This window comes from Kribbella endophytica (assembly GCF_054781295.1).
On record NZ_BAAGUR010000004.1, the window covers coordinates 644,166 to 663,202 of the forward strand.

General features: G+C 69.8%; 18 protein-coding genes. 3 read left to right on the top strand and 15 right to left on the bottom strand.

Annotation, left to right across the window (positions count from 1 at the left end):
• The 8 genes from ACYVIO_RS34745 to ACYVIO_RS34780 all read right to left on the bottom strand — a co-directional run bounded on the left by ACYVIO_RS34745 (position 1) and on the right by ACYVIO_RS34780 (position 9,992).
• Positions 1–1,668 (bottom strand): AbgT family transporter, encoded by a 1,668-nt coding sequence (locus tag ACYVIO_RS34745; protein WP_460655197.1) that lies wholly within the window; start codon positions 1,666–1,668, stop codon positions 1–3.
• Positions 1,665–3,170: a leucyl aminopeptidase family protein gene (locus ACYVIO_RS34750; protein ID WP_460655198.1), complete on the bottom strand. Its 1,506-nt coding sequence runs from the start codon at positions 3,168–3,170 to the stop codon at positions 1,665–1,667. The genes ACYVIO_RS34745 and ACYVIO_RS34750 overlap by 4 nt, the downstream gene beginning before the upstream one ends.
• Before the next feature lie 23 nt (positions 3,171–3,193).
• On the bottom strand, positions 3,194–3,676 hold the full coding sequence (locus ACYVIO_RS34755; RefSeq protein WP_460655199.1) for a DUF1269 domain-containing protein: 483 nt from the start codon (positions 3,674–3,676) through the stop codon (positions 3,194–3,196).
• 97 nt (positions 3,677–3,773) lie between these two features.
• A complete protein-coding gene (locus ACYVIO_RS34760; protein WP_460655200.1) occupies positions 3,774–6,416 on the bottom strand; it encodes a LuxR C-terminal-related transcriptional regulator in 2,643 nt (880 codons plus the stop codon).
• A 112-nt stretch (positions 6,417–6,528) separates the two neighbouring features.
• Entirely contained in the window at positions 6,529–7,383 is an 855-nt protein-coding gene (gene qcrC / locus ACYVIO_RS34765) for a cytochrome bc1 complex diheme cytochrome c subunit (protein WP_460655201.1), read from the bottom strand.
• Between the two features lie 163 nt (positions 7,384–7,546).
• Positions 7,547–8,047 (bottom strand): hypothetical protein, encoded by a 501-nt coding sequence (locus ACYVIO_RS34770; RefSeq protein ID WP_460655202.1) that lies wholly within the window; start codon positions 8,045–8,047, stop codon positions 7,547–7,549.
• Between the two features lie 368 nt (positions 8,048–8,415).
• A complete protein-coding gene (locus ACYVIO_RS34775) occupies positions 8,416–9,048 on the bottom strand; it encodes a VOC family protein (RefSeq protein ID WP_460655203.1) in 633 nt (210 codons plus the stop codon).
• 110 nt (positions 9,049–9,158) lie between these two features.
• A complete protein-coding gene (locus ACYVIO_RS34780; RefSeq protein WP_460655204.1) occupies positions 9,159–9,992 on the bottom strand; it encodes an SDR family oxidoreductase in 834 nt (277 codons plus the stop codon).
• Between the two features lie 142 nt (positions 9,993–10,134).
• On the opposite strand from ACYVIO_RS34780, the gene ACYVIO_RS34785 reads away from it, so the two are divergent.
• Complete coding sequence (locus ACYVIO_RS34785) at positions 10,135–10,284, top strand: hypothetical protein (protein ID WP_460655205.1); 150 nt, start codon at positions 10,135–10,137, stop codon at positions 10,282–10,284.
• A 62-nt stretch (positions 10,285–10,346) separates the two neighbouring features.
• Here ACYVIO_RS34785 and ACYVIO_RS34790 read toward each other — a convergent pair whose 3' ends face one another.
• The 5 genes from ACYVIO_RS34790 to ACYVIO_RS34810 form a co-directional block, all read right to left on the bottom strand.
• Positions 10,347–11,288, bottom strand: a complete 942-nt coding sequence (locus ACYVIO_RS34790) for a cyclase family protein (RefSeq protein WP_460655206.1) — start codon at positions 11,286–11,288, stop codon at positions 10,347–10,349.
• Between the two features lie 28 nt (positions 11,289–11,316).
• Positions 11,317–12,174, bottom strand: coding sequence for a hypothetical protein (locus ACYVIO_RS34795; protein ID WP_460655207.1), 858 nt, complete (start codon positions 12,172–12,174; stop codon positions 11,317–11,319).
• Positions 12,171–12,665: a SigE family RNA polymerase sigma factor gene (locus tag ACYVIO_RS34800; RefSeq protein ID WP_460655208.1), complete on the bottom strand. Its 495-nt coding sequence runs from the start codon at positions 12,663–12,665 to the stop codon at positions 12,171–12,173. Before ACYVIO_RS34800 ends, ACYVIO_RS34795 begins: the two co-directional genes overlap by 4 nt.
• A gap of 95 nt (positions 12,666–12,760) precedes the next feature.
• The gene (locus tag ACYVIO_RS34805) at positions 12,761–13,540 is read right to left on the bottom strand and encodes an inositol monophosphatase family protein (protein ID WP_460655209.1); all 780 of its coding nucleotides are present in this window, start codon (positions 13,538–13,540) and stop codon (positions 12,761–12,763) included.
• 36 nt (positions 13,541–13,576) lie between these two features.
• Positions 13,577–14,845 (bottom strand): MFS transporter, encoded by a 1,269-nt coding sequence (locus ACYVIO_RS34810; protein WP_460655210.1) that lies wholly within the window; start codon positions 14,843–14,845, stop codon positions 13,577–13,579.
• Positions 14,846–14,934: 89 nt separating this feature from the next.
• Here ACYVIO_RS34810 and ACYVIO_RS34815 point away from each other — a divergent pair, with 89 nt between their 5' ends.
• Positions 14,935–15,666 (top strand): lipoyl protein ligase domain-containing protein, encoded by a 732-nt coding sequence (locus tag ACYVIO_RS34815; protein WP_460655211.1) that lies wholly within the window; start codon positions 14,935–14,937, stop codon positions 15,664–15,666.
• Here the strand turns inward: ACYVIO_RS34815 and ACYVIO_RS34820 are convergent.
• Both ACYVIO_RS34820 and ACYVIO_RS34825 read right to left on the bottom strand, forming a co-directional pair.
• Complete coding sequence (locus tag ACYVIO_RS34820; protein WP_460655212.1) at positions 15,663–16,880, bottom strand: GNAT family N-acetyltransferase; 1,218 nt, start codon at positions 16,878–16,880, stop codon at positions 15,663–15,665. The genes ACYVIO_RS34815 and ACYVIO_RS34820 overlap by 4 nt on opposite strands.
• 43 nt (positions 16,881–16,923) lie before the next feature.
• Positions 16,924–18,330, bottom strand: a complete 1,407-nt coding sequence (locus ACYVIO_RS34825; RefSeq protein WP_460655213.1) for a PepSY-associated TM helix domain-containing protein — start codon at positions 18,328–18,330, stop codon at positions 16,924–16,926.
• A gap of 154 nt (positions 18,331–18,484) precedes the next feature.
• Between ACYVIO_RS34825 and ACYVIO_RS34830 the strand changes: the two genes are divergently transcribed.
• Positions 18,485–19,036 carry a hypothetical protein gene (locus ACYVIO_RS34830; protein WP_460655214.1) on the top strand — a complete coding sequence of 184 codons (552 nt, stop codon included), beginning with the start codon at positions 18,485–18,487 and terminating at the stop codon, positions 19,034–19,036.
• Position 19,037 lies beyond the last annotated feature (1 nt).

Sequence of the window (19,037 nt, forward strand, 5' to 3'; positions counted from 1 at the left end):
CTAGCCCAGGTGCACCGGTGCGGACGGGCCCCACGGAATCCCGACCAGGTACCACGCGACGTAGAACAGCGTCCAGGCCACCAGCACGATGATCGTGTACGGCAGCATCATCGACACGACGGTGCCCAGGCCGGCCTTCTTGCGGTACTTCTGGCAGACCAGCACGATGAACGGCAGGTAGACCATCAGCGGCGTGATCACGTTGGCCGGACCGTCGCCGACCCGGTAGGCGGCCACCACGGTCTGCGGAGCGACGCCGAGCCGGTAGAACAACGGGATGAAGATCGGCGCCAGGATCGCCCACTTCGGGATCACCCCGGGCATGATCAGGTCGATGATCAGGACCAGCACGATGAAGCCGATCAGCAACGGCAGCGCGCCGATGTCGGCCCGCTCGAGCAGGTCGGCCAGCCCGGTCGCGGCGAGCGTCGACATGTTCGTGTAGTTGAAGTAGGCAATGAACTGGGCGATCAGCAGCATCAGGAAGATCAGGCCGCCGAGCCCGTTGAAGGTCTTGACGATCGCGTTGATGACGTTGGTGCTGCCGGTCAGCGACTTCGACCCCTGGCCGTAGCCGAGGCCGGCGGCGAGGAACAGCATCGAGATGATGAAGAGCAGACTGCTCATGAACGGCGAGGAGCCGAAGATCTCACCGGTCTCGGGATTGCGCAGCGGGGCGTTCGGGATGAACGTCAGCGCCGAGACGATCGCGACGGCGACCAGCAGGTAGTAGACCGACCAGCGCAGTCCACGGGACTCCAGCGCCGTCTCCTCCTCGGTGGGCTGGTGGTCGACCGGCGCGTCGGCCGGAGCCTCTGCCACGTCGTACTTGCCGAGCCTGGGTTCGAGGATGCGCTCGGTGATCACCGTCATGACGAGGGCGCAGAACAGCGTCGCCGCGATGCTGAAGTAGAAGTTGTGGGTGACGTTGAGGTGGACGTCGGGGGCGACCAGCGCGATGGTCTCGTTGGTGACCTCGGTGATGATGCCGTCGGCCGGCGTGATCAGGACGTTCACGAAGAAGGCCGCGCTGACTCCGGCGTACGCGGCCGCGATCCCGGCCAGCGGATGTCGCCCGAGCGACGCGAAGGCGGCCGCGCCCAACGGGATCAGGACCAGGTAGCCCGCGTCGGAGGCGACGCTGGAGATCCCGCCGAGCAGCACGATGATGAACGTGATCGCGCCTTTGGGGGCGACCTTCACCATCTTGCGGATCAGCGCCGCGATCAGGCCCGCCTCCTCCGCGACGCCGACGCCGATCATCGCGACCAGGATGACGGCCACGACTCCGAAGTCGTTGAAGTTCTGTACGGCGGTGGTGAAGATGAACCGGATCCCGTCACCGGTCAGCAGGCTTTCGGCGGTGATCGTCTCCTCGTGCACCTCGAAGTCCGGCACGGCCGTCGCCGGCGGCGCGTCGTTGCCGGGAACGCTGGTGCCTCCCGGGTACTCCGGGGCGACCTCGACCGTGGTGGGTTCGGCGACCTCGGTCGTGACGCTCGTCCCGGTCCAGGCCAGGATCTGCGAGGCGATGATGACGGCGGCGATCAGGCCCAGGAAGATCAGGGCCGGGTGCGGAACCTTGTTGCCGACCCGCTCGATCCCGTCCAGAACCCGTTGCATCCCGCCCTTCTTGACGGGCTTCTCCTCGACGGTCTTGGCGTTCACGGCCGTGTCCCACCGGCGAACCGCAGCGCGAACTCGATCAGCAGCTTGGTACCGGCGCCGGTCGCACCCTTGTTGCGCCACGTCCTCGGCGCCGCCAGCTGCGCGGTGCCCGCGATGTCCACGTGCGCCCAGGGCCTGCCGTCGACGAACTCCTCCAGGAACAGCGCGGCGGTGATGGATCCTGCGTTCGGGCCGCCCATGTTGCTCAGGTCGGCGATCGAGGAATCGAGCTGCGACCGGTACGACCGGTGCAGGGGAAGCTCCCAGACAGGTTCGTCGACGGCGTCGCCGGCCTGACGGAGCTGTTCCACCACGGCAGGGTCGTTCCCCATCACGCCGGCGATCTCGACGCCGAACGTCCGCAGGCAGGCTCCGGTCAGCGTCGCGATGTCGACGATCGCGTCGACCGGCTCCTCCGTGGCCAGTGCCAGCGCGTCGGCCATCACCAGACGGCCCTCGGCGTCGGTGTTCAGCACTTCGACCGTCGTACCGTTGCGCATTCTCAGGACGTCACCCAGCTTCATCGCCGAGCCCGACGGCATGTTGTCGGTACACATCAGGTAGCCGGTGACGGCCGTCGTACAGCCCAACGCCTGCAGGGCTGTCATCGACGCCAGTACGGCGGCTGCGCCGGACATGTCGTTCTTCATCTGCGCGTGCGACTCGTCGCTCGGCTTGAGGCTGATGCCGCCCGAGTCGTACATGACCCCCTTGCCGACCAGGGCGATCGCGCCGGTGGCGTTGTCGGGCCGGTAGCGCAGCCGGATCATCCGCGGTGGCTCGACGCTGCCACGGTTGACGCCGAGCAACCCTCCGCAGCCCATGGAGATCAGTTCGTCCTTGTCGAACACCTCCACCTCGAGACCTGCCGGCGGACCGAGCTCGAGCGCGACCTCGGCCATCCGGGCCGCGGACAAGGTGGTGGCCGGACAGTTGGCCAGGTCCCTGCCGAGGCAGTAGGCCTCGGCGACGACGCGGCCCCGCTCGACCCCGATGCCGACCGCGTCGGTGTCCTCGTCGGACGCCACCACCAGCAGCGACTCCAGCGGCGTACGGTCGGCGTCCTTGCCGACGAAGTACCGCCAGCGCGCCAGCAGCACTCCTTCGGTCACCGCCTGCGCGAAGTCCTGCGGGGAGATCCCCAGCCCGCGGGCCGGAACCTCGACCGCGAGGCGCCGGTGCCAGGGCACCGATCGCGCGAAGTCCGCGGCGAGATCACGGACGAGCGTGGCGTCGACGCCACCGGACGCACCGATCCCGACCGCGACGCGGACCGGGCCGTCCGTCCGGGTCCGGACGAGCGTCTGACCGCGCTCCGCGGTGAATCCGGCGGAGGCCAGTTCGGCAGCCGCGGCCCCGAGCTCTTCCGGCGGCGTCGCCCCGAGGCTCACCGGTACGGCGATCGCGTCGGCCTCCTGCTCGGCCTGCTTCAGCGTGCCGACGCCGACCGGTACCCGCTGCCGCGTCGAAGGGATCGGGTCGAAGTCTGTGGTCGTGTTCACGAGATCTCCTCGGCACCGCGGGATCAGGGCTGGAGGGCCTGAACGAGCTCTTCCTCGCGCTCCTTGCTCAGGTTGGTCTGGATCACCGTCGGGCCGTACGGCTTGAGCGCGTCGACCACGCGGTCGACGGTGGCCGACCGGGCGAGCAGGAACACGGCGGCCTTGCCCTCCTGCAGCTGCTGGCCGACCTCCTTGATCATCTGGTCGTTGATGCCGACGTCGGTCAGCTTGCCGGCCATCGCTCCGCTGGCCGCACCGACGGCCAGACCGGCGATCGGGTTCAGGAAGATCAGGCCGATCAACGTGCCCCAGAGGGCGCCACTGGCCGCCGCGGGTCCGGTCAGACTCATCGTTTGCTGGATGCGGACCTTGCCCTTGTCGTCCTTGTAGGCGATGGCCGCGTCCTCCCGCTGCAGCAGCTGCTGCTTGGCCAGGTCTTCGGTGAGCTGGACGACCTTCTCGGCGTCCTCACGGCTGTTCAGACCGAGCACCACCAGATGGGTCATGAGGGATCCTTCCCGGGTCGATGCCTGCGCTGGAGGTCATCGCATCAACCGGCCGCCGCGTCGGCATCCTCCGATTAGGGTGAGGCCCGCGTGAGGTCTAGGTGAGACCGACGGTCCTGGCGACCCGGAGCGCCGCGGACCGCTTCTCCACGCCCAGCTTGCGGTAGAGCGACATCAGGTGGGTCTTGACCGTGTTGTCGGTGATGTACAGCGCCTGACCGATCTCGGTGTAGGAACTGCCGAGCGCGAGCTGGTCGAGCACGTCCCCCTCGCGGACCGTCAGCCGGATCCGCGCGCCGTTCACCACGGCATCGAGGCGACGCGCCGCCGGAGTGTCCCGGCTCGGTCTGGTCCGCGCCAGCGGCGTCAGGCCACCGCCTTCCCGCGGCGCGGTCAGGTAGCCGGACAGCCTCTCCAGCCCGACGGCGGCGAACGGGTGCGGGTTCGGACCGGCCAGGTGGTTGCGCAGCTGATCCAGGAACACCGGCTCGCCTCCCGCGGTGACCAGGGCATGCAGGTTCCGTTGCTGGGTCGTCCGGTTCAGCGTGTCGATCAGCGACGCCTCGGCCGCCGACTCCTCGCCCATCCGGACCAGCAGCACCGTACGGAACGACGCGGCCGCCGCCGCGATCGGCGGGTACAGGTCCGGCCGTTCGAGCTTCTGGTCGATCGCCGCCACGGTGGCCTGCAGGCTCTCCTCGCCGAGCGAGATCATCGCCCGGACCAGCTCCGCCTCGGTGCGGTTCCCGATCCGGTCGAGGTCAGCGATCTGCGTGTCGGCACCGGACTGGTCCCCGACCAGAACCGCCAGCCACAACCGCATCAGGGCCAGGTCCCGCGCCAGGAAGGAGGGCAACGGCCCGGCCGCCGCGGGATCGCTGATCAATTCCGTCGACGCCTCGTCCAGGCGGCCGGCCTCGATCAGCAGCACGGACCGCAGGATCACCCGCAGCACCGTCACGACCGTGTCGGACTCGGCCACGTCGGTCGCGACCGCCAGCTCGTGCCAACGCCAGGCACCCTCGAGATCGAGCTGACTCATCGCGGCGAAGCCCATCACGAGATGCGCGCGGACGGCGTACTCGTCCGGCAGGTCGCCCTCGCCCACCGCGTCGAGCGCGGCCTGCGCCGATACCGCCGCGCTCTGCAGGTTGCCGCGCACGTACAGCACGACCGCGCGATGCGCGAGCCCACCGGCGACCAGCCGGGCGTGGTGGGCCATCCGCGCCGTGACCAGCGCCTCGTCCAGATGGACGAGCGCGGCGTCGAGATCGTCGGCCCAGGTCTCGGCCGCAGCGAGCTCGATCAGCAACCAGGCAAGCCGTTCAGGCGCCAAGACCACTCGCCTGCTTCCACCGTCCTCGCTCCGGTCGAGAGCCAGCAGGGACCGCGCCCCGTCGATCGCCGACCGTACGTCGTACCAGCCGTAGCGCGACTCCCACAACCGCAGCAGGGTCGCGTCCGCCCGCAAGGCGTCGTCGTCCGCTGTCGCCGGTCCGGACTGTCCGACACTGGCCAGCTCGTCGGCCGAAGCCGCATCCATCACGGCACCGGCGGCGTCCCCACAGACCCGCCGCAGCAGTCCGCGGACGCCGAGCAGCTGGGGACGGGATGCCAGAAAGCCTTCCGGGAGGGTCTCGAAACCGGCGGTGACCAGGTCGGCGTTGCCGGCCGCGAGGAGCTCCGGCCCGTGACCGATCAGGATCCGCGCGACCAGAGCCGAGTCGTCCGCGCCGAGCGCGCTGCGCAGCGCGGCGGCCCCGTCGCCGCGGTTCTCGTAGTGCAGTGCCGACCGGCGGTGCGCCGCGACCACGGTCTGGCCGTCCTCCGGGCTGCCCGCGACCCGTCGCCGGAGCAGCTCGATCAGGAGCGGGTGGTAGCGGTACAGGGGTTCGCCGTCCGGACCGTCGACGTACGCCATCACCAGCAACCCGTTGCCGGCCAGGTCCGCGAGCATCGCACCGGCGTCGGCGTGCCCGCTCAGCATCACCGCCAGCGGTTCGGTGACGGCACCGGCCGCGAACGTGCTGAGCAGCATCGCCTGCACCCGGTCGTCGAGGGTGCTGACGCTTTCGCCGAGCAGCAGGTCCAGCACCGGTCGCTGACTCACCAGCGGCCATCCGACTCCGGACGCCGCGAAGGTCCGGGCGGCAAGCACCAGCGCGGCCGCCCAGCCGGCGGTGTGGGCCTGGAACTGGAGAACGTCCTCTCCGGTGGCGTCCTGCGCGTGGGCCTGGACGAGCGCGATGGCCTCGTCGTCGTTGAAGCGAAGGTCTCCGGCACGCAACGTCAACGCCAGTCCTCGCAGCTCGAGCTCCGAAACCGGCAGCGGCAGGTCGTACCGCGTGGCCAGCACCAGCCGGACGGTGTACGAGGAGTCCTTCAGCACGTGGGACAGGTCCGCGATGCCGGCGGCCGGCAGCAGGTGGGCGTCGTCGACGACGATCGGGTCCGGGCTGCTGGTTCGGAGCGTCTCGTGCAGCAGGTCAGGTGATTGCCCCGACACCCAGACGACGGACTGGCCGAGCTGTCTTCGGCGGGCGACCCAGTCCGACAGCAGAACGGTCTTGCCGGTGCCGGCCGGCGCGATCACCATCGTCAGCGGAGCCCGTACGCCGAGGTCGAGAGCGGAGTGCAGCCGCTCGCGAGTCACCAGGGTCAGCGGCGGTCGAGGAACTCTGCCGTCGTCCTGGAACTGGAGTTCCTCGCGCCCCTGCCCCGGCGCCGAGGTGGTCACCATCGTCGCCCCTCCCCTGGCCGACGTACGTCTGGGCTCTGTCCGGTCTCCGCTCATTCGTCCCGAAAATATCGAGACTAACCGGTTCGCACCGAATGCGGCAGGGGGATCGCCTTCAGATCTTCGGTGGCCGGCGGCCCACCCGGGGGACCTTCGCGCCGATCCAGACCGCGACGGCGACCAGCGAACCGATGCCGAGCGACCATCCCCAGAGGCCTTCGGACACCGGCCCCAGACGGCCGAGCGCGAAGCCTCCCGGGTCCTCGGACTGCTGCAGTGCGACGACGTACGCGATCACTGCCCGCTTGTCCTCGGGGAGCAGGACCTGGTCGGAGAACACCGGCATCTGCTGAGGACCGGTCAGCATGGCCTGGTACAGATTCCTCGGTGAGGTCGTCATCAGCGACGGCGCGTAGCGGCCGTGCGGCAGCGCACCGCCGCGCCCGGCGAAGTTGTGGCACGCCGTGCAGTTGGTCCGGAACAGCTCGCCACCCCGGACGATCTCCTCCTGCGTCGCGTTGCTGACGTCGTAGGCCTCCTCGGCCGGGACCGCCGGCCCTGGACCGAGCGATGCGACGTACGCCGCGAGCGCCGCGATCTCCGCGGTCGTGTACACGGGAGGCTTCTGCGGGACCTGAGCCCCGGTCTGTGCCGCCGGCATCCGTCCGGTGCCCACCTGGAAGTCGACCGCGGCGGCGCCGACGCCGATCAACGGAGGACCGGTGTCGCGTCCCTCGCCGTTCGTCCCGCCTTCGGCGTTGAGCCCGTGGCAGCTGGCGCAACCAACCGCGAACAGCCGCCGGCCTTCCTCGATCTGCTGGGACTGCGGCCCGTCCGCACCTGTCGCGGCGGGGGGCAGCAGTACGGCGTACAGGAGGCCGACTGTCACCAGGGCCGCCGCGATCACCAGAGCTTTCGCGCCCCTGCTCCTGCGCAACGGGCGTGCGCCCCCGCTGTCCGCATCGCGCATCTCCGCACCTCCCGGCCCGCGCGCAACCAGCAGACACGACCCGACGACCGTTGAGATCACCCGATTCGGGCGAGGTCAGCGGGTGTCGCCTGTTGGCCCGTCGTCCCCCGGTTCTCGTGAGCCCTGTTGCGCGTCGGCCCGTCGTGCAGCGGTTCTGGCGAGGTCAGCGGGTGTCGCGGGCTGCCTGGCGGCGGGCGCCGGCGGCGCGGGAGGAGGCGTCCTTCTTGAGTCCACCGGTGGTCTTGGTCGCTCGACGTGGAGCACTGTCCGGGACGGGAGCGTCGACCGCGCGGGCCACGGGTGCGCTCACCGTCTCGCGGGCCGACCGAGCGGCCGCGATCCGTTCGCTGCGCAGCTCCGACGCCGCATGCCTCGCGGCCGTCGCGACGTCCCGGCTCACTCGCGCCAGGACCGTCTCGAACAGCTCCGCCTTGTCCCGGTCCCGCTGGTTCCTGGGATAGGACTGACCACGCCCGCCGGCCTGGGCAACCCCCGCACTCGCACCACGACGGTAGTTCTTCACGTACTTGGTGCGGGCCCGCCGGATCCGTTGGTGGAGCTCCAGCAACCCGTCCTCGTCGAGCCCCTTGACCACGTCGCGTTCTGCCTCGGCCACCAACTGGCGCTCGGCATCGGTCAACGAGTTGAGCAGTCCTTGGTTCATCGCGGTCTCCTAGGAGGATGCTCGGAGCGTACGTCGCCTGTCTTGCTCGGTCGAGAGCGAAAGCACCTACCTGCGGGGGCTTCCGCTCTCCCGTCGTACACACCGCTTCCGGCTAGTGGTGCCCGGACCCGTCATCGGAGGACTTACCCGAGTGGCCGTCGTCGGACGACTTGCCCGAGTTCGATCCGTGGTGACCGCCGTGGTCGTCGCCGCGCTCCGTCGTACGCGAGGACGACGGACGCAGCCCACCCTTGTCGTCCGTGGGGTGGGTGGTGGGAGTGGGCTGGGGGCGCGGGCAACGGCTATCGGACCTTGGTCGTAGTACGGATGGTCGGCTGCGCCGTACAGCGCCCGAAATCCGAGGCCGGCTACTCGGGCAGTTCCTGGCCGGTGCGCTCGGCGATCATGTACGTCGCGTACCACTGCGGCCACTGCTCGTCGAACACTCCACCGTTGCGCTTCTCGTGCTCGCCGTGGGCGCTGGCGGCGCGCTCGAGTGCGTGCTGAAGGTCGTCCACCGACGTGTACGCCGTCTCCGCCGGGTCAACACGGCCGGGGAGTCGAGTGGTGACCTCCTGCAGCAACCAGCCGTTGCCGTCGGGGTCGGAGAACGTCGCGAAGGACCCGTAGCTGGCATGCCCGTCGTCAGGCCCGGCCGCGCGCCCACTCGCGTCGTCGCGCTGGAACTGGGCGCCGGGCGCCTTGGGGTGGAACGTCTCGCTGACCTCGACCCCACGAGCGGCCAGCTCCTCGCGAGCGGCCTCGATGTCCGTGACCACCAGGTACAGCCCACTCGCCGACCCCGGCGCGGCCGCCGTGATGTTGCTCCCGAACTGCACCGACGCCGGCGACCCGGGCGGCGTGAACTGAACCACCCGGAACCCGTTGTCGAACGCGAAGTCGGCATCGAGCCGCCACTCCAGCTTCTCGTAGAACGCCTTCGCCTGGTCCACGTCCGTCACGGGAATGACGACAGCCTCGAGCTTGAGATCGGTGGTCATGGTTCTCCTCCAGTGAAGTGTTGTTCCCACCACCGACTATGACCACGCACCGCCCCCATCGCACCAGTGAGACCCCCTGGTCCCACCCCCGGGGCGCGAGCAGCTCGAGCTCAGCTCTTCGGCGCGGTGACTCGCTGGGCGATGCGATCGAAGAGACGGTCCGGCACCAGGCGCCGTACCTTCGGTACGACGGTGGCCGCGGCACCAGTGGCATACCGGGTCCGAGGCCGAGCGACTGTCACGGCCTCGACGATTCGCTCGACGGCCTGGTCCGCGCCGGCGCTGTCCTTGCCCATCCGCGTCAGCCGCTCGCGCAACGCGTCGACCCGCTCCCGGTAGCGGTCATTCGGCGGCAGCGCGTCGAGCGTCTTGGCCGCCTTCGACCAGATCGGCGTCGCCAGCGGACCCGGTTCCACGATCACGACCTGTACGCCGTCCGGCGCCAGCTCCTGCCGCCACGCGTCCGCGATCGCCTCGAGCGCGTACTTCGACGCGTGGTACGCCCCAGCGAACCCCACCGCGACCAGCCCACCGACAGACCCGACCAGTACGACGCGAGCGCCGTCGACCCGTCGCAGCATCGGCAGGAACTGCTGCGTCACCGCGACCTGCCCGATCACGTTCACCTCGAACTGGTCGCGCAGGCTGTCGATCGGCAAGGTCTCCAACGGACCCGCCACCCCCTTGCCCGCGTTGTCGACCAGCGCGTGCAGCCCGTCCGAGCCCAGCGCCAGATCGACCTGCCCCGCGAACTCCTTGATCGACTTCTCACTCGTCACATCCAGCTGTACGACGGTCGTCCGGTCCGACGTCTGCCGGTCCAGGATCTCCACGTCGTGCGGATCGTGCACGCCAGCGAACACCCGCCACCCGTCCCCGTCCAGCCGAACCGCTGTCGCCGCCCCGATCCCACTACCGGCTCCGGTCACCACCACGCTGCGCATCGCTCTCCTTCCGTCGAGCCTCGCCGGTGCCCCGGAAGCGCAGCTTCAAGCCGAACTGTTTGCCGGGTCCGATCCGGGACACCGGGGGCCTCCTGGGAAGACACCGCTTCGATGTCTGTCCACCGAGAGAAGGGCATCGCCGATGAGCACCACACCGATCCCGCCCGTTCCGCCGTTGCCGGACCCGGCCGACCCGGGTGAGGTCAATCCCGACGACCCGGACACCACGCCGTACCCGGAGCCCGAGTCGGACCCCGACGAGGACCCGAACGAGCAACTCCCCCGCGACTGACCCCGACCGAGCCGGCCTCCTGCTCGCCAAGGCGAACAGGGGGCCGACCGGTCACGTATGGGTCAGAAGGTCGCGATCGGATTGGCCGGGCTACCCGACGTACCAGCCAGCCGCAGCGGCGCGAGCGCAAGCTGGAAGTCCCACTGGCCAAGCTCCGCAGCCGTCGCCGCGCACGCTTCCAGGTCGCAGTTGTCGAGCAGCCACAGCCCCATCGCCACCAGGCTCACGGCGTGGACCGGCATCAGTACGTCGGCGTACCCCGAAGGCTGAACGTCCTGCGGTGTATCGGCGCCGATCACCGCGACCTCCCGCTCGTGCAGCCACGGCAGGCAGGACGCGTGCCAGCCGGCCTGCGTCAACCCACCGGCCACGCCGCCGGAGTGCCGAGCCCGCCCGTAGCCGGTCCGCAGCAGTACGGCGTCACCAGACCCCACCCGCACACCCTGCCGACGCTCGGCCTCCTCGAGGTCGTCAGGCGTGACACCCTCCCCCGGCTCCAGCCACTCGACCTCGCGGACCGCAGCAACGTCCAGCAACACACCACGCGTCACGATCCCATTGGCAGCCGCCGTGACAGCGGCCCATCCCGATCCCGTCTCGGCGTTGACGAGCGAGTGCGACCGCCCGTTGTACATCTTCCCGTCCCAGAACAGATGGCACGGCGAGTCGAGGTGAGTGATCGTGTTGCCGTGGAAGAAAATGCCGAGCTTCTCGTTCGAGAATCCCCAGCGCCGGTCGTTGTGGAACAGCTCCGGCATGTGCTCGGCCCCCGGCATCTCGGCGGCGCACGGGCACGCGGTCGTCGACCGCTCCATCTCCTCCGGTACGGCGACCTCCCACCCGCACGACACGCTCCTGCCGTGACGCACGGCCCGCGCCGCCGCCAGCCGGACGTCGTCGGTGATGAGGTTCAGGGTGCCGAGCTCGTCGTCGTCACCCCAGCGTCCCCAGTTCGACAGCCTGTCGAAGTACCCAAGCACGTCGTCCTGCGTCGGCATCGTCATCCCCGCACCCAACTCCTTCGCGTACTGATCAGCTGCTGATCTTGAACTTCGCCGACGTCACCAGCTCGGCCAGTTGGCCGGTCGTGAACACCGGTTGCTTCAGCGGCGATCGCTTCGCGTCGTCGCTCTTCCTGGCCTGCGCCAGGTACACGACCGTACCGTCAGCGTGCCGGTAGGCGGCCCGCTGGTCGGCGCTGCCGCTCCCGGTGGCGGTCACCACGCCGACCTTCTTGCCGCCGACGTCGACGACTGTGCAGGGACCGGTCCGACCCCAGTACCTCAACGCGAGCTTGCACGGGGTCGTCGCCGGCTTCCCGTCCGGAGTGATCGACTGCACCATCAACTGGCCGACCCCGCCGTCCTTCTGCACCGGGATGGAGGCCTGGTACTCCCAGTAGTCCCGCTCCCCGTCGTTGGACGCGTACTGGGTCTGCGGCGATCGCATCGCGCGACCGTCCGGGTACTTCAGATCCGGCGTACTGAAGCCCGCCGGGACCGACGAGCTCAGATCGGTCATCAGCGCCACGGCCCGGACCGCGCGAGGACCCACGGTCGCCGTCCGGTCCGTCTGGCCCTCCGGCCACGGGTCGCCGGTCTTGCGCGTTGTCGGCGCGACTGTCGGGGTCGGCGTCGCCACCGGCTTCGTCGTACTGATGCCTCCGGCCACCATCGGGCCCGCCGACCGGTCGGCCAGGTCCGCGATCAGCGACGGTCCAGCCCCGACCGCAACCACCAGCGGTACGACGGCAACCGCGGCCCACGCCACCCTGCGCCGCTTGCGCACCCGGCGGGCCTGCTCGAGGGCACGGGCGGAATCCATCGACGGCGGCGGGCTGCTGCGCACCATCACATCGCGCAACGCCTCGTTGAGATCCTCTTCGTTCATCGAACCTTCTCCTCTTCGAGCAGACCGCGCAGCGTCGCCAGCCCGCGAGCGGCCTGGCTCTTCACGTTTCCGGCCGAGCAGTCGAGCAGCGCGGCGGTCTGCTCGACGGACTGGTCCTCCCAGTACCGCAGGACCAGTACGGCGCGCTGCCGCGGCGGCACCTTCACGAGCGCGTCCAGCAGCACCAGCCGCTCAGCGGCAAGGTCAGGCGACGGCGCCGCCCGGTCAGCCGACCAGGCCCCGACCGACTCGAGCCGGAACCACCCCCGGCGCCGCTCGGACAGAAACGTCCGGACGAGCGTCTGCCGGGTGTAGTTGTCCATCGCCTCGTGCCGCTGGATCCGGCGCCACACCAGGTAGATCTTCGTGAACGTCTGCTGGACCAGGTCCTCCGCGCGGTGCCAGTCCCCGCACAGCAAGTACGCCGTACCGCGCATCGCGTCGGAACGCGCCGCGAAATACGCCTCGAACGCGGCGTCCCGATCGCTCATCTGCTCTCCCATCCTCGACCCCCCTGCGTTAGACACGCCTCCGGGCCCGAAGTTGGTTGCATCCGCTCAGGATTTCCTTCACCGAGCGACAGAGGTCAGTCGAAGGGCCAGGTACTCCGAGCCAGTTCCCAGGCCTCCGGCGTGGTCGCCGCGAGAGTCCCGAGGCCAGTGGCATCTGCCCGGTACGACGTACCGTCCAACCGCCGACTCACTCCGCCGGCCTCGGCGAGCAGCAGCGACCCCGGAGCGTGGTCCCACGGCAGGATCCGCCCCCAGCAGATGAAGTCGATAGACCCCTCGATCAGCGCCGGGTAGTCACAAGCGGAGTTGAGACTCCCCAGCGTCCGCCGATACGGCACCGGACGCGACTCCATCACGGCGTGCTGTTCCGGCGGGAAGAACCGGGTGTGGAACACACCGCGCAACTCCGACAGCGTTGACGCGGTCGGACCGACGTGGACCCGCTCGCCGTTGCGGTACGTCCCGGCTCCCGCTTCGGCCTGCCAGGCGACGCCGAACTCGGGCTGCCAGATCCAGCTCGCCACGGCCTCACCTCGCTCGACCAGCGCGATCGCCATCCCGTACGCCGGATCGCCGCGCACGAAGTTGCCGGTGCCGTCGACCGGATCCACCAGCCAGCATGAACCGCCGGGGTACAGCACGTCGAGCACTGACGGGTCGGCCGCCACGGCCTCCTCGCCGACCACCGGCAGGTCAGGCCGTACGGCGCGCAGCGCGGACTCCAGGAACGTCTCGGCCTCGCGGTCTGCGATCGTCACCCAGTCCCCGGGCGACTTCTCGGCCATGTCCGCATCGGCGAGCGCGCGGAACCTCGGCCGTACGAACCGCTCACCGGCCTCCTGCAACAACGCCATCACTGTCACTGCGCTCTCCCCCGGCGTCAGAGCTGATCATTTCCCGGCCACACTAGCTCTGACCGGGACCGCATCGTTGTGCTCAGCAATCACCTGCCCCGACGCACGACCCGCAAGAAGCAGGAACGGAAGCGCCAAGAGCTGGATCGCAGCACCCACCAAGTACGACGCCCCGAAGCCCCACACGTCGGCGGCCCGGCCGAGCGTCGGCTGGATGATCACACCACCGCCCGAAGCCAGCACGTTGTCCGACGACAGGACCGTGGCCCGCTGCGCCGAGGGAATGCGCTCGTTGAGATACGCCTGCCGAATCGGCCCGGTCGCCGCGGACAGCACGGCCCACACGGTCAGCAGGATCAGCACCGCCCAGAAACCAGACGCCAATCCCATCAGCACCAACACGATCACCGCGCCGATCGAAGCGACGAGCAGCACCGACGTACGCCGCCTGAAGATCTTCCCGATCACCGGCGCCGATGCGCCGCCGACGATCTGCGCCCCCGCGACCAGGGCGGCCGAGAGCCCGGAGATCACGTACGACCCGCTGTCGCCGTACAGCTGCAGCAGGTACGGCTGCGCCGCGTAGAAGCCGTACCCCGTGACGCCCGCGGCGAACGGCGCGGCCAGCATGACCCAGCGCACCGACGGTTTGCGCAGCCCGTGATCCAGCGAGGCCCGCAGGATGCCACCCATCTCGGCGACCACCGACACCCGCGGCTTGGGTGTGAAGCCGACATCACGCATGGCCCGCCAGGCGACGACGAACGCGGCCGCGAGCAGCACCGTGCGCACGCCGTACGGGACTCCGAGGTTCGTGGTCTGCGCGAGGATGCCGCCGGCAACGGTCCCGATCATCATCGCGACGCCGTTCGCGATCTGCCCCTTGGCGAAGGCCGACTCCAGCGAGCCCGTGTACCCGGTCGCCTTCAGCCCGTCGACCAGCCAGGCCTCGGTCGCGCCGCTGAAGAACGTGAAGCCCAGCCCGAGCATCATCGACACCACGGCCCACGCGGCGAACGGCGCTTCCACCTTCCACAGCAGCAGGTACAGCAGCGTCGAGACGAACAGCGTGGTGGTCCCGAGCAAGTACGACGCCCGCCGCCCGACGGTGTCCGCGACCACCCCGGTCGGCACCTCGAACAGCACCATGCCCACCGTGAAGAACGCGTTCGCCGCGAACGCCGCACCGACACTCAGGCCGGCATCGAGCAGGAACAGCGTGTTGATCCCCCAGATCAACGACGACGCACCGGTCGACACCACGGTCAGTACGACGTACGTCCGCAACAGCTGATCGGCTCTCATCGTGCGCTCCTTCACCACAGGTCATGTCACCTGCAACGTCGGAGCCCCTCCCGCCTTCTCGACCTGCGCCCGGGTGACACGATGGGGACATGCAGGTGTTCGCAGGGCCCGTGGACGACGCGGCGATGGAGCTGGCCGTGGCCAACGCGCTGGTACGGCGAGCGTCTGCTGGTGAAGTCACCGACGCCGTCCGGATCTACCGGCCGGCCGAGCCCGTGCTGGTCTTCGGACGCCGCGACACGCGTCATCCGGGCTTCGAGGCCGCCGTACAGGCCGGGCGGGACGCCGGATTCCAGCCGCTCATCCGCGCCGTCGGCGGACGACCGGTCGCCTACACCTCCGAAGCGGTCGTCGTCGACCACGTACGGCACGACCTGCGCGCGACCGAGGACCACCAACGACGCTTCGGCAGCTTCGGGACCCAGTACGCCGACGCGCTGCGCGCCCTCGGCGTCGACGCACGGGTCGGCGAGGTCCCCGGCGAGTACTGCCCCGGCGCGCAGAGCATCAACGCCCGCGGTGCCGTCAAACTCGTCGGCACCGCCCAACGAGTTGTCCAGCACGCCTGGCTGTTCAGCTCGCTGACCGTTGTCGGCGACGACGACCGGATCCGCTCACTCCTGGTCGAGGTCTACGCCCACCTCGAGCTGCCTCTCGATCCCACAACCGTCGGCTCGCTGACGACCGAGCGCCCGGGCCTGACCGCGGCGGCCGTCGAGCAGCACTTCAAGGGCGTCTTCGCCCCCGGCACGTCAGCCGAGGCTCTGGACCAGCCCACCCTCGAGCTGGCCGCCACGTACGCACCCGACCACCGCGTCTAGAAGATCTCGAGACTGACCGGCGCGACCGGCCAGCCGAACGCGGCCGTGGCCGCGGACAGCGCACCGGCCGTGTGTTCGACGACCCGCCCGGTCGCCGCGAACTCCGCCAGCGGCCGGCCGCCGAGGTAGACCGCGGAGAGCTCGGTCACCGACAGCGAGAGGTCGGGCGCGGACTCGGTCCGTTCGCAGGTGGCCTTCTCGGTGTCGCCGGTCAACCGGAAGCGCCCGTTGTTGCCCTCGATCAGGTCGTCGGTCACCTCGATCACCACGTCCACCCCGGTCGCATAACGCCGCTGCGCGAGCGCACGCGGTACGTCGGTGAGCCGGACCCACAGCGACTCGCCCAGCCGTCGGTTCAGCGCGACCGGGTTGCTCACCAGCTGCAGCAGCGGTTCGTCCACGGCGGCGCTGCCGTAATTCAGCTTGGCGGCCAGATCGAGCGTCAGCAGGTGGTGCCACAGCGCGTGGTACGCCGTCGGATCGAGAGCGACCAGCTCCTCGACCGACACCTCGTTGGCCGGACCGGTGGGTCCCCAGTTCATCTTGCCGCGCCACAGCGCGTACCCGTCCACCGCACCGGCCTCGTCGCGGTGCACCAGGATCTGCCGCGCGTTCCGCCCACCACGATGCTCGGGCTTGTCCTGCAACTGCCCGCGCCAGACCAGCTCGGACCGCCCCGACACCCCCGGACGCCTCGCCTGGAACTCACGCAGTACGCCGGCCAGCTGACCCGGTGCGTCCTCGACCGGCACCTCTTCGATGCGCCCGGCGTCGCCGTCCACGGGACGGGGCCTCACCGTGTGCAGATCGACCTCGTACGTCACGCCCCAGGCCGCCGGCGCGTAACCGAACCGGCCGTAGATGCCGGACTCGCTCGCCCACAGGATCGCCAGCGCCTCCGGCACCTCGCGCAACTGCCGACTCATCAGCCCGGACAGGATCCCCCGTCGCCGATGAGTCGCTCGGACGCCGACCGCGGTGACGTGCGCCGCCGCAACCACCGCTCCCGGGACCGACAGATCACGGGTCATCGCCTTCGCCGTACCGACGAACTGGTCACCGTCCACCGCGACCAGCGCCCGCTCCGGCTCGAACTGCTCCCGATCGAGGTCGCTCGGGGAGCTCTCGAACATCATCGCCGTCGCGAACAGCCCCGAGAACCGGTCGTGCTCGTCAGCCGTCGCCGCCCGCAGTACGTACTCAGAGTCCACCATCAACGCATCGTCACACGCCGCTCCGACATTTCTCCACAACTTTCTACCGGGCGACGTTGAACCAGGCCCGCAGAGCGCCGACCCGGCGGAGAACGAGCTGGTCGAGCAGCAGGACCGCGGCCAGCGTGATCCCGAACAGCGGCAGGAACAGCGCCAGCGCAACGACGAGCACCGCCAGGGCCGGCGTCGCGCGCAGCGGAAGGCGGCCGCGCGGCGCGCCGAGCGCCTTGGTCTTCGGGCGGCGACGCCACCACATCAGCGGACCGCTGACGCACATGAACATCACGCCGAGGCAGAAGACCGTGGTCAGGCAGAAGTTGAGCGTGCCCAGCCGTCGCCCCTCGTGCAGAGCGATGCCCTGGGCAACGACTTTCGCCAGCACCGGGTAGTCGCCGTACCCGTACGTCGACACCACGCGGCCGCCGTACTGGTCGACGTGCAGCGTGCGTTCCTTGCCGGGGTCGTTGAAGGCGTACCCGATCGCGGAGAAGACGCCCTCGTCGTCGGCCGGCAGCGCGACCGTCATCGGACGCTGCAGCCCGTTGCGCTGGCCGACCTCGATCGCGGTGTCGAGGGTGGCGACCGAGCGGCGCCCGTCCTCGGGGTTCGACCGGGGCACCTCGGTGTTGCCAAGTCCCCACGGGACGGTGTGGCTGTGCGGGAGCGACTCGTCCAGCGTCGACGTCGGCTTCGACAGCGCGCCCGGATCAGCACCCCAGAACGACGTACCGTGACTGGTCGCGAACTCCTGCGTCTTGGCTCCCCAGAACCCGGTCCACGGCAGCCCGGACACGATCAGGAACAGCAACCCGACGCCGAGGATCGCGCCGGTCCGCCCGTGCCGGGACCGCAGGACGGCGCCCGCCGCGCCGGCGGCCCTGCGCCGCGCCCGCGCGACTCGGCCGCGGACGAACAGGTAGTAGCCGGTCAACGCCATCACGATCGCCCAGCAGGCGGCGACCTCGATGACGAAGTCGCCCGCGCGCCCGGCCATCAGTTCGCCGTGCAGCAAGATCGCGGCGCCCGACAACGTCGTGTCCGGGTTCAGCGAGCCGAGCACCGTGCCCTCGTACGGATCGACGAAGACATCACGCGGGCCCGCCGCGGTGTCGACCGAGAAGACCGTCGACCGGTTCGGGCCGGACGGCTCGGTCATCGAGACCACGGTGGCGTCCGGAAGCGCCCGCCGTACGGCGTCGAGCTGCGACGAGTACGGCTGGGCGACCAGGCCCGCTTGATGGTCGACCTTCATCAGATCGGCGTGCAGGACCGGTTCGAGCTGGAAGCGGAACAGGTAGATCAGCCCGGTCGTGGCCAGGATCAGCAGGACCGGGATCACCAGGAAGCTCGCGTAGAAGTGCCATCGCCAGAACGCCCGGAACAACCCCGTCCCCCGGCCTCGGGAGGCCGGGCTCGCGACCTCTTCCGGAGGGCTTTGTACTGCGCTCACGCCTCACTCCTTCTGTTCATCGTCCGGAACAGGAGTCGGATCGCGGCGCTGTTCAGTTCCAGCGGATCGTTATGACCTGGCTCACACCGAGCCCGCGGTTCCGGTACGCCGGGCCCTGGGGCCGCGTGCACCGGGATGCGACGATGGTCCGGCCATGCAGCAGCACTGGGGATTCCGAGCCGCCCGCGCCGTGATGTTCTCGGGCGTCTGCGTGCTGCTCGCCGTCCTCGGCCACGTCGTGATGTCCGGCCAGGCGATCCCGTGGTGGGCGGTCGTCCCGGCGTCCGCGTCGATCGCCACGGCTGCCTGGATTCTGGCCGATCGGGAACGCTCGGTGCCGTTCGTCGTCGTGGGCACGGTCGTCGCGCAGACCGAGCTGCACATCGTGTTCACGCTCGCCCAGTCCCTGCAGCCGGCTCCGATGCATCATCACCACCACATGGCCGGCACGGCGTCAGTGGGGATGCTGGCCGCCCACTTGATCGCCGCACTGCTGTGCGGTCTCTGGCTCGCGTACGGCGAGAACGCGACGTTCGCCGTACTGCGAACTGTGGCCGACCGGATCCTGCTCCTTCTCCGGCCCTGGTCGAACGTCGTGTCCTGGCCGCAGCTCCGGCCGACGCCCTCGACGGCACCACCCCGCCAGTACCTGCTCGCGGATGCCATCACTTCCAGAGGTCCACCGCGCGGAACCGCTGTCGCCTGAC

Bases quoted from the DNA above. Each gene is read 5' to 3' on its own strand.
- qcrC (WP_460655201.1), bottom strand. From the start codon at position 7,383: ATGCGCGATGCGGACAGCGGGGGCGCACGCCCGTTGCGCAGGAGCAGG.
- ACYVIO_RS34775 (WP_460655203.1), bottom strand. From the start codon at position 9,048: ATGACCACCGATCTCAAGCTCGAGGCTGTCGTCATTCCCGTGACGGAC.
- ACYVIO_RS34780 (WP_460655204.1), bottom strand. From the start codon at position 9,992: ATGCGCAGCGTGGTGGTGACCGGAGCCGGTAGTGGGATCGGGGCGGCG.
- ACYVIO_RS34830 (WP_460655214.1), top strand. From the start codon at position 18,485: ATGCAGCAGCACTGGGGATTCCGAGCCGCCCGCGCCGTGATGTTCTCG.
- ACYVIO_RS34810 (WP_460655210.1), bottom strand. From the start codon at position 14,845: ATGAGAGCCGATCAGCTGTTGCGGACGTACGTCGTACTGACCGTGGTG.
- ACYVIO_RS34815 (WP_460655211.1), top strand. From the start codon at position 14,935: ATGCAGGTGTTCGCAGGGCCCGTGGACGACGCGGCGATGGAGCTGGCC.
- ACYVIO_RS34755 (WP_460655199.1), bottom strand. From the start codon at position 3,676: ATGACCCATCTGGTGGTGCTCGGTCTGAACAGCCGTGAGGACGCCGAG.
- ACYVIO_RS34820 (WP_460655212.1), bottom strand. From the start codon at position 16,880: ATGGTGGACTCTGAGTACGTACTGCGGGCGGCGACGGCTGACGAGCAC.
- ACYVIO_RS34790 (WP_460655206.1), bottom strand. From the start codon at position 11,288: ATGACGATGCCGACGCAGGACGACGTGCTTGGGTACTTCGACAGGCTG.
- ACYVIO_RS34785 (WP_460655205.1), top strand. From the start codon at position 10,135: ATGAGCACCACACCGATCCCGCCCGTTCCGCCGTTGCCGGACCCGGCC.
- ACYVIO_RS34805 (WP_460655209.1), bottom strand. From the start codon at position 13,540: ATGGCGTTGTTGCAGGAGGCCGGTGAGCGGTTCGTACGGCCGAGGTTC.
- ACYVIO_RS34770 (WP_460655202.1), bottom strand. From the start codon at position 8,047: ATGAACCAAGGACTGCTCAACTCGTTGACCGATGCCGAGCGCCAGTTG.
- ACYVIO_RS34760 (WP_460655200.1), bottom strand. From the start codon at position 6,416: ATGGTGACCACCTCGGCGCCGGGGCAGGGGCGCGAGGAACTCCAGTTC.
- ACYVIO_RS34800 (WP_460655208.1), bottom strand. From the start codon at position 12,665: ATGAGCGATCGGGACGCCGCGTTCGAGGCGTATTTCGCGGCGCGTTCC.
- ACYVIO_RS34795 (WP_460655207.1), bottom strand. From the start codon at position 12,174: ATGAACGAAGAGGATCTCAACGAGGCGTTGCGCGATGTGATGGTGCGC.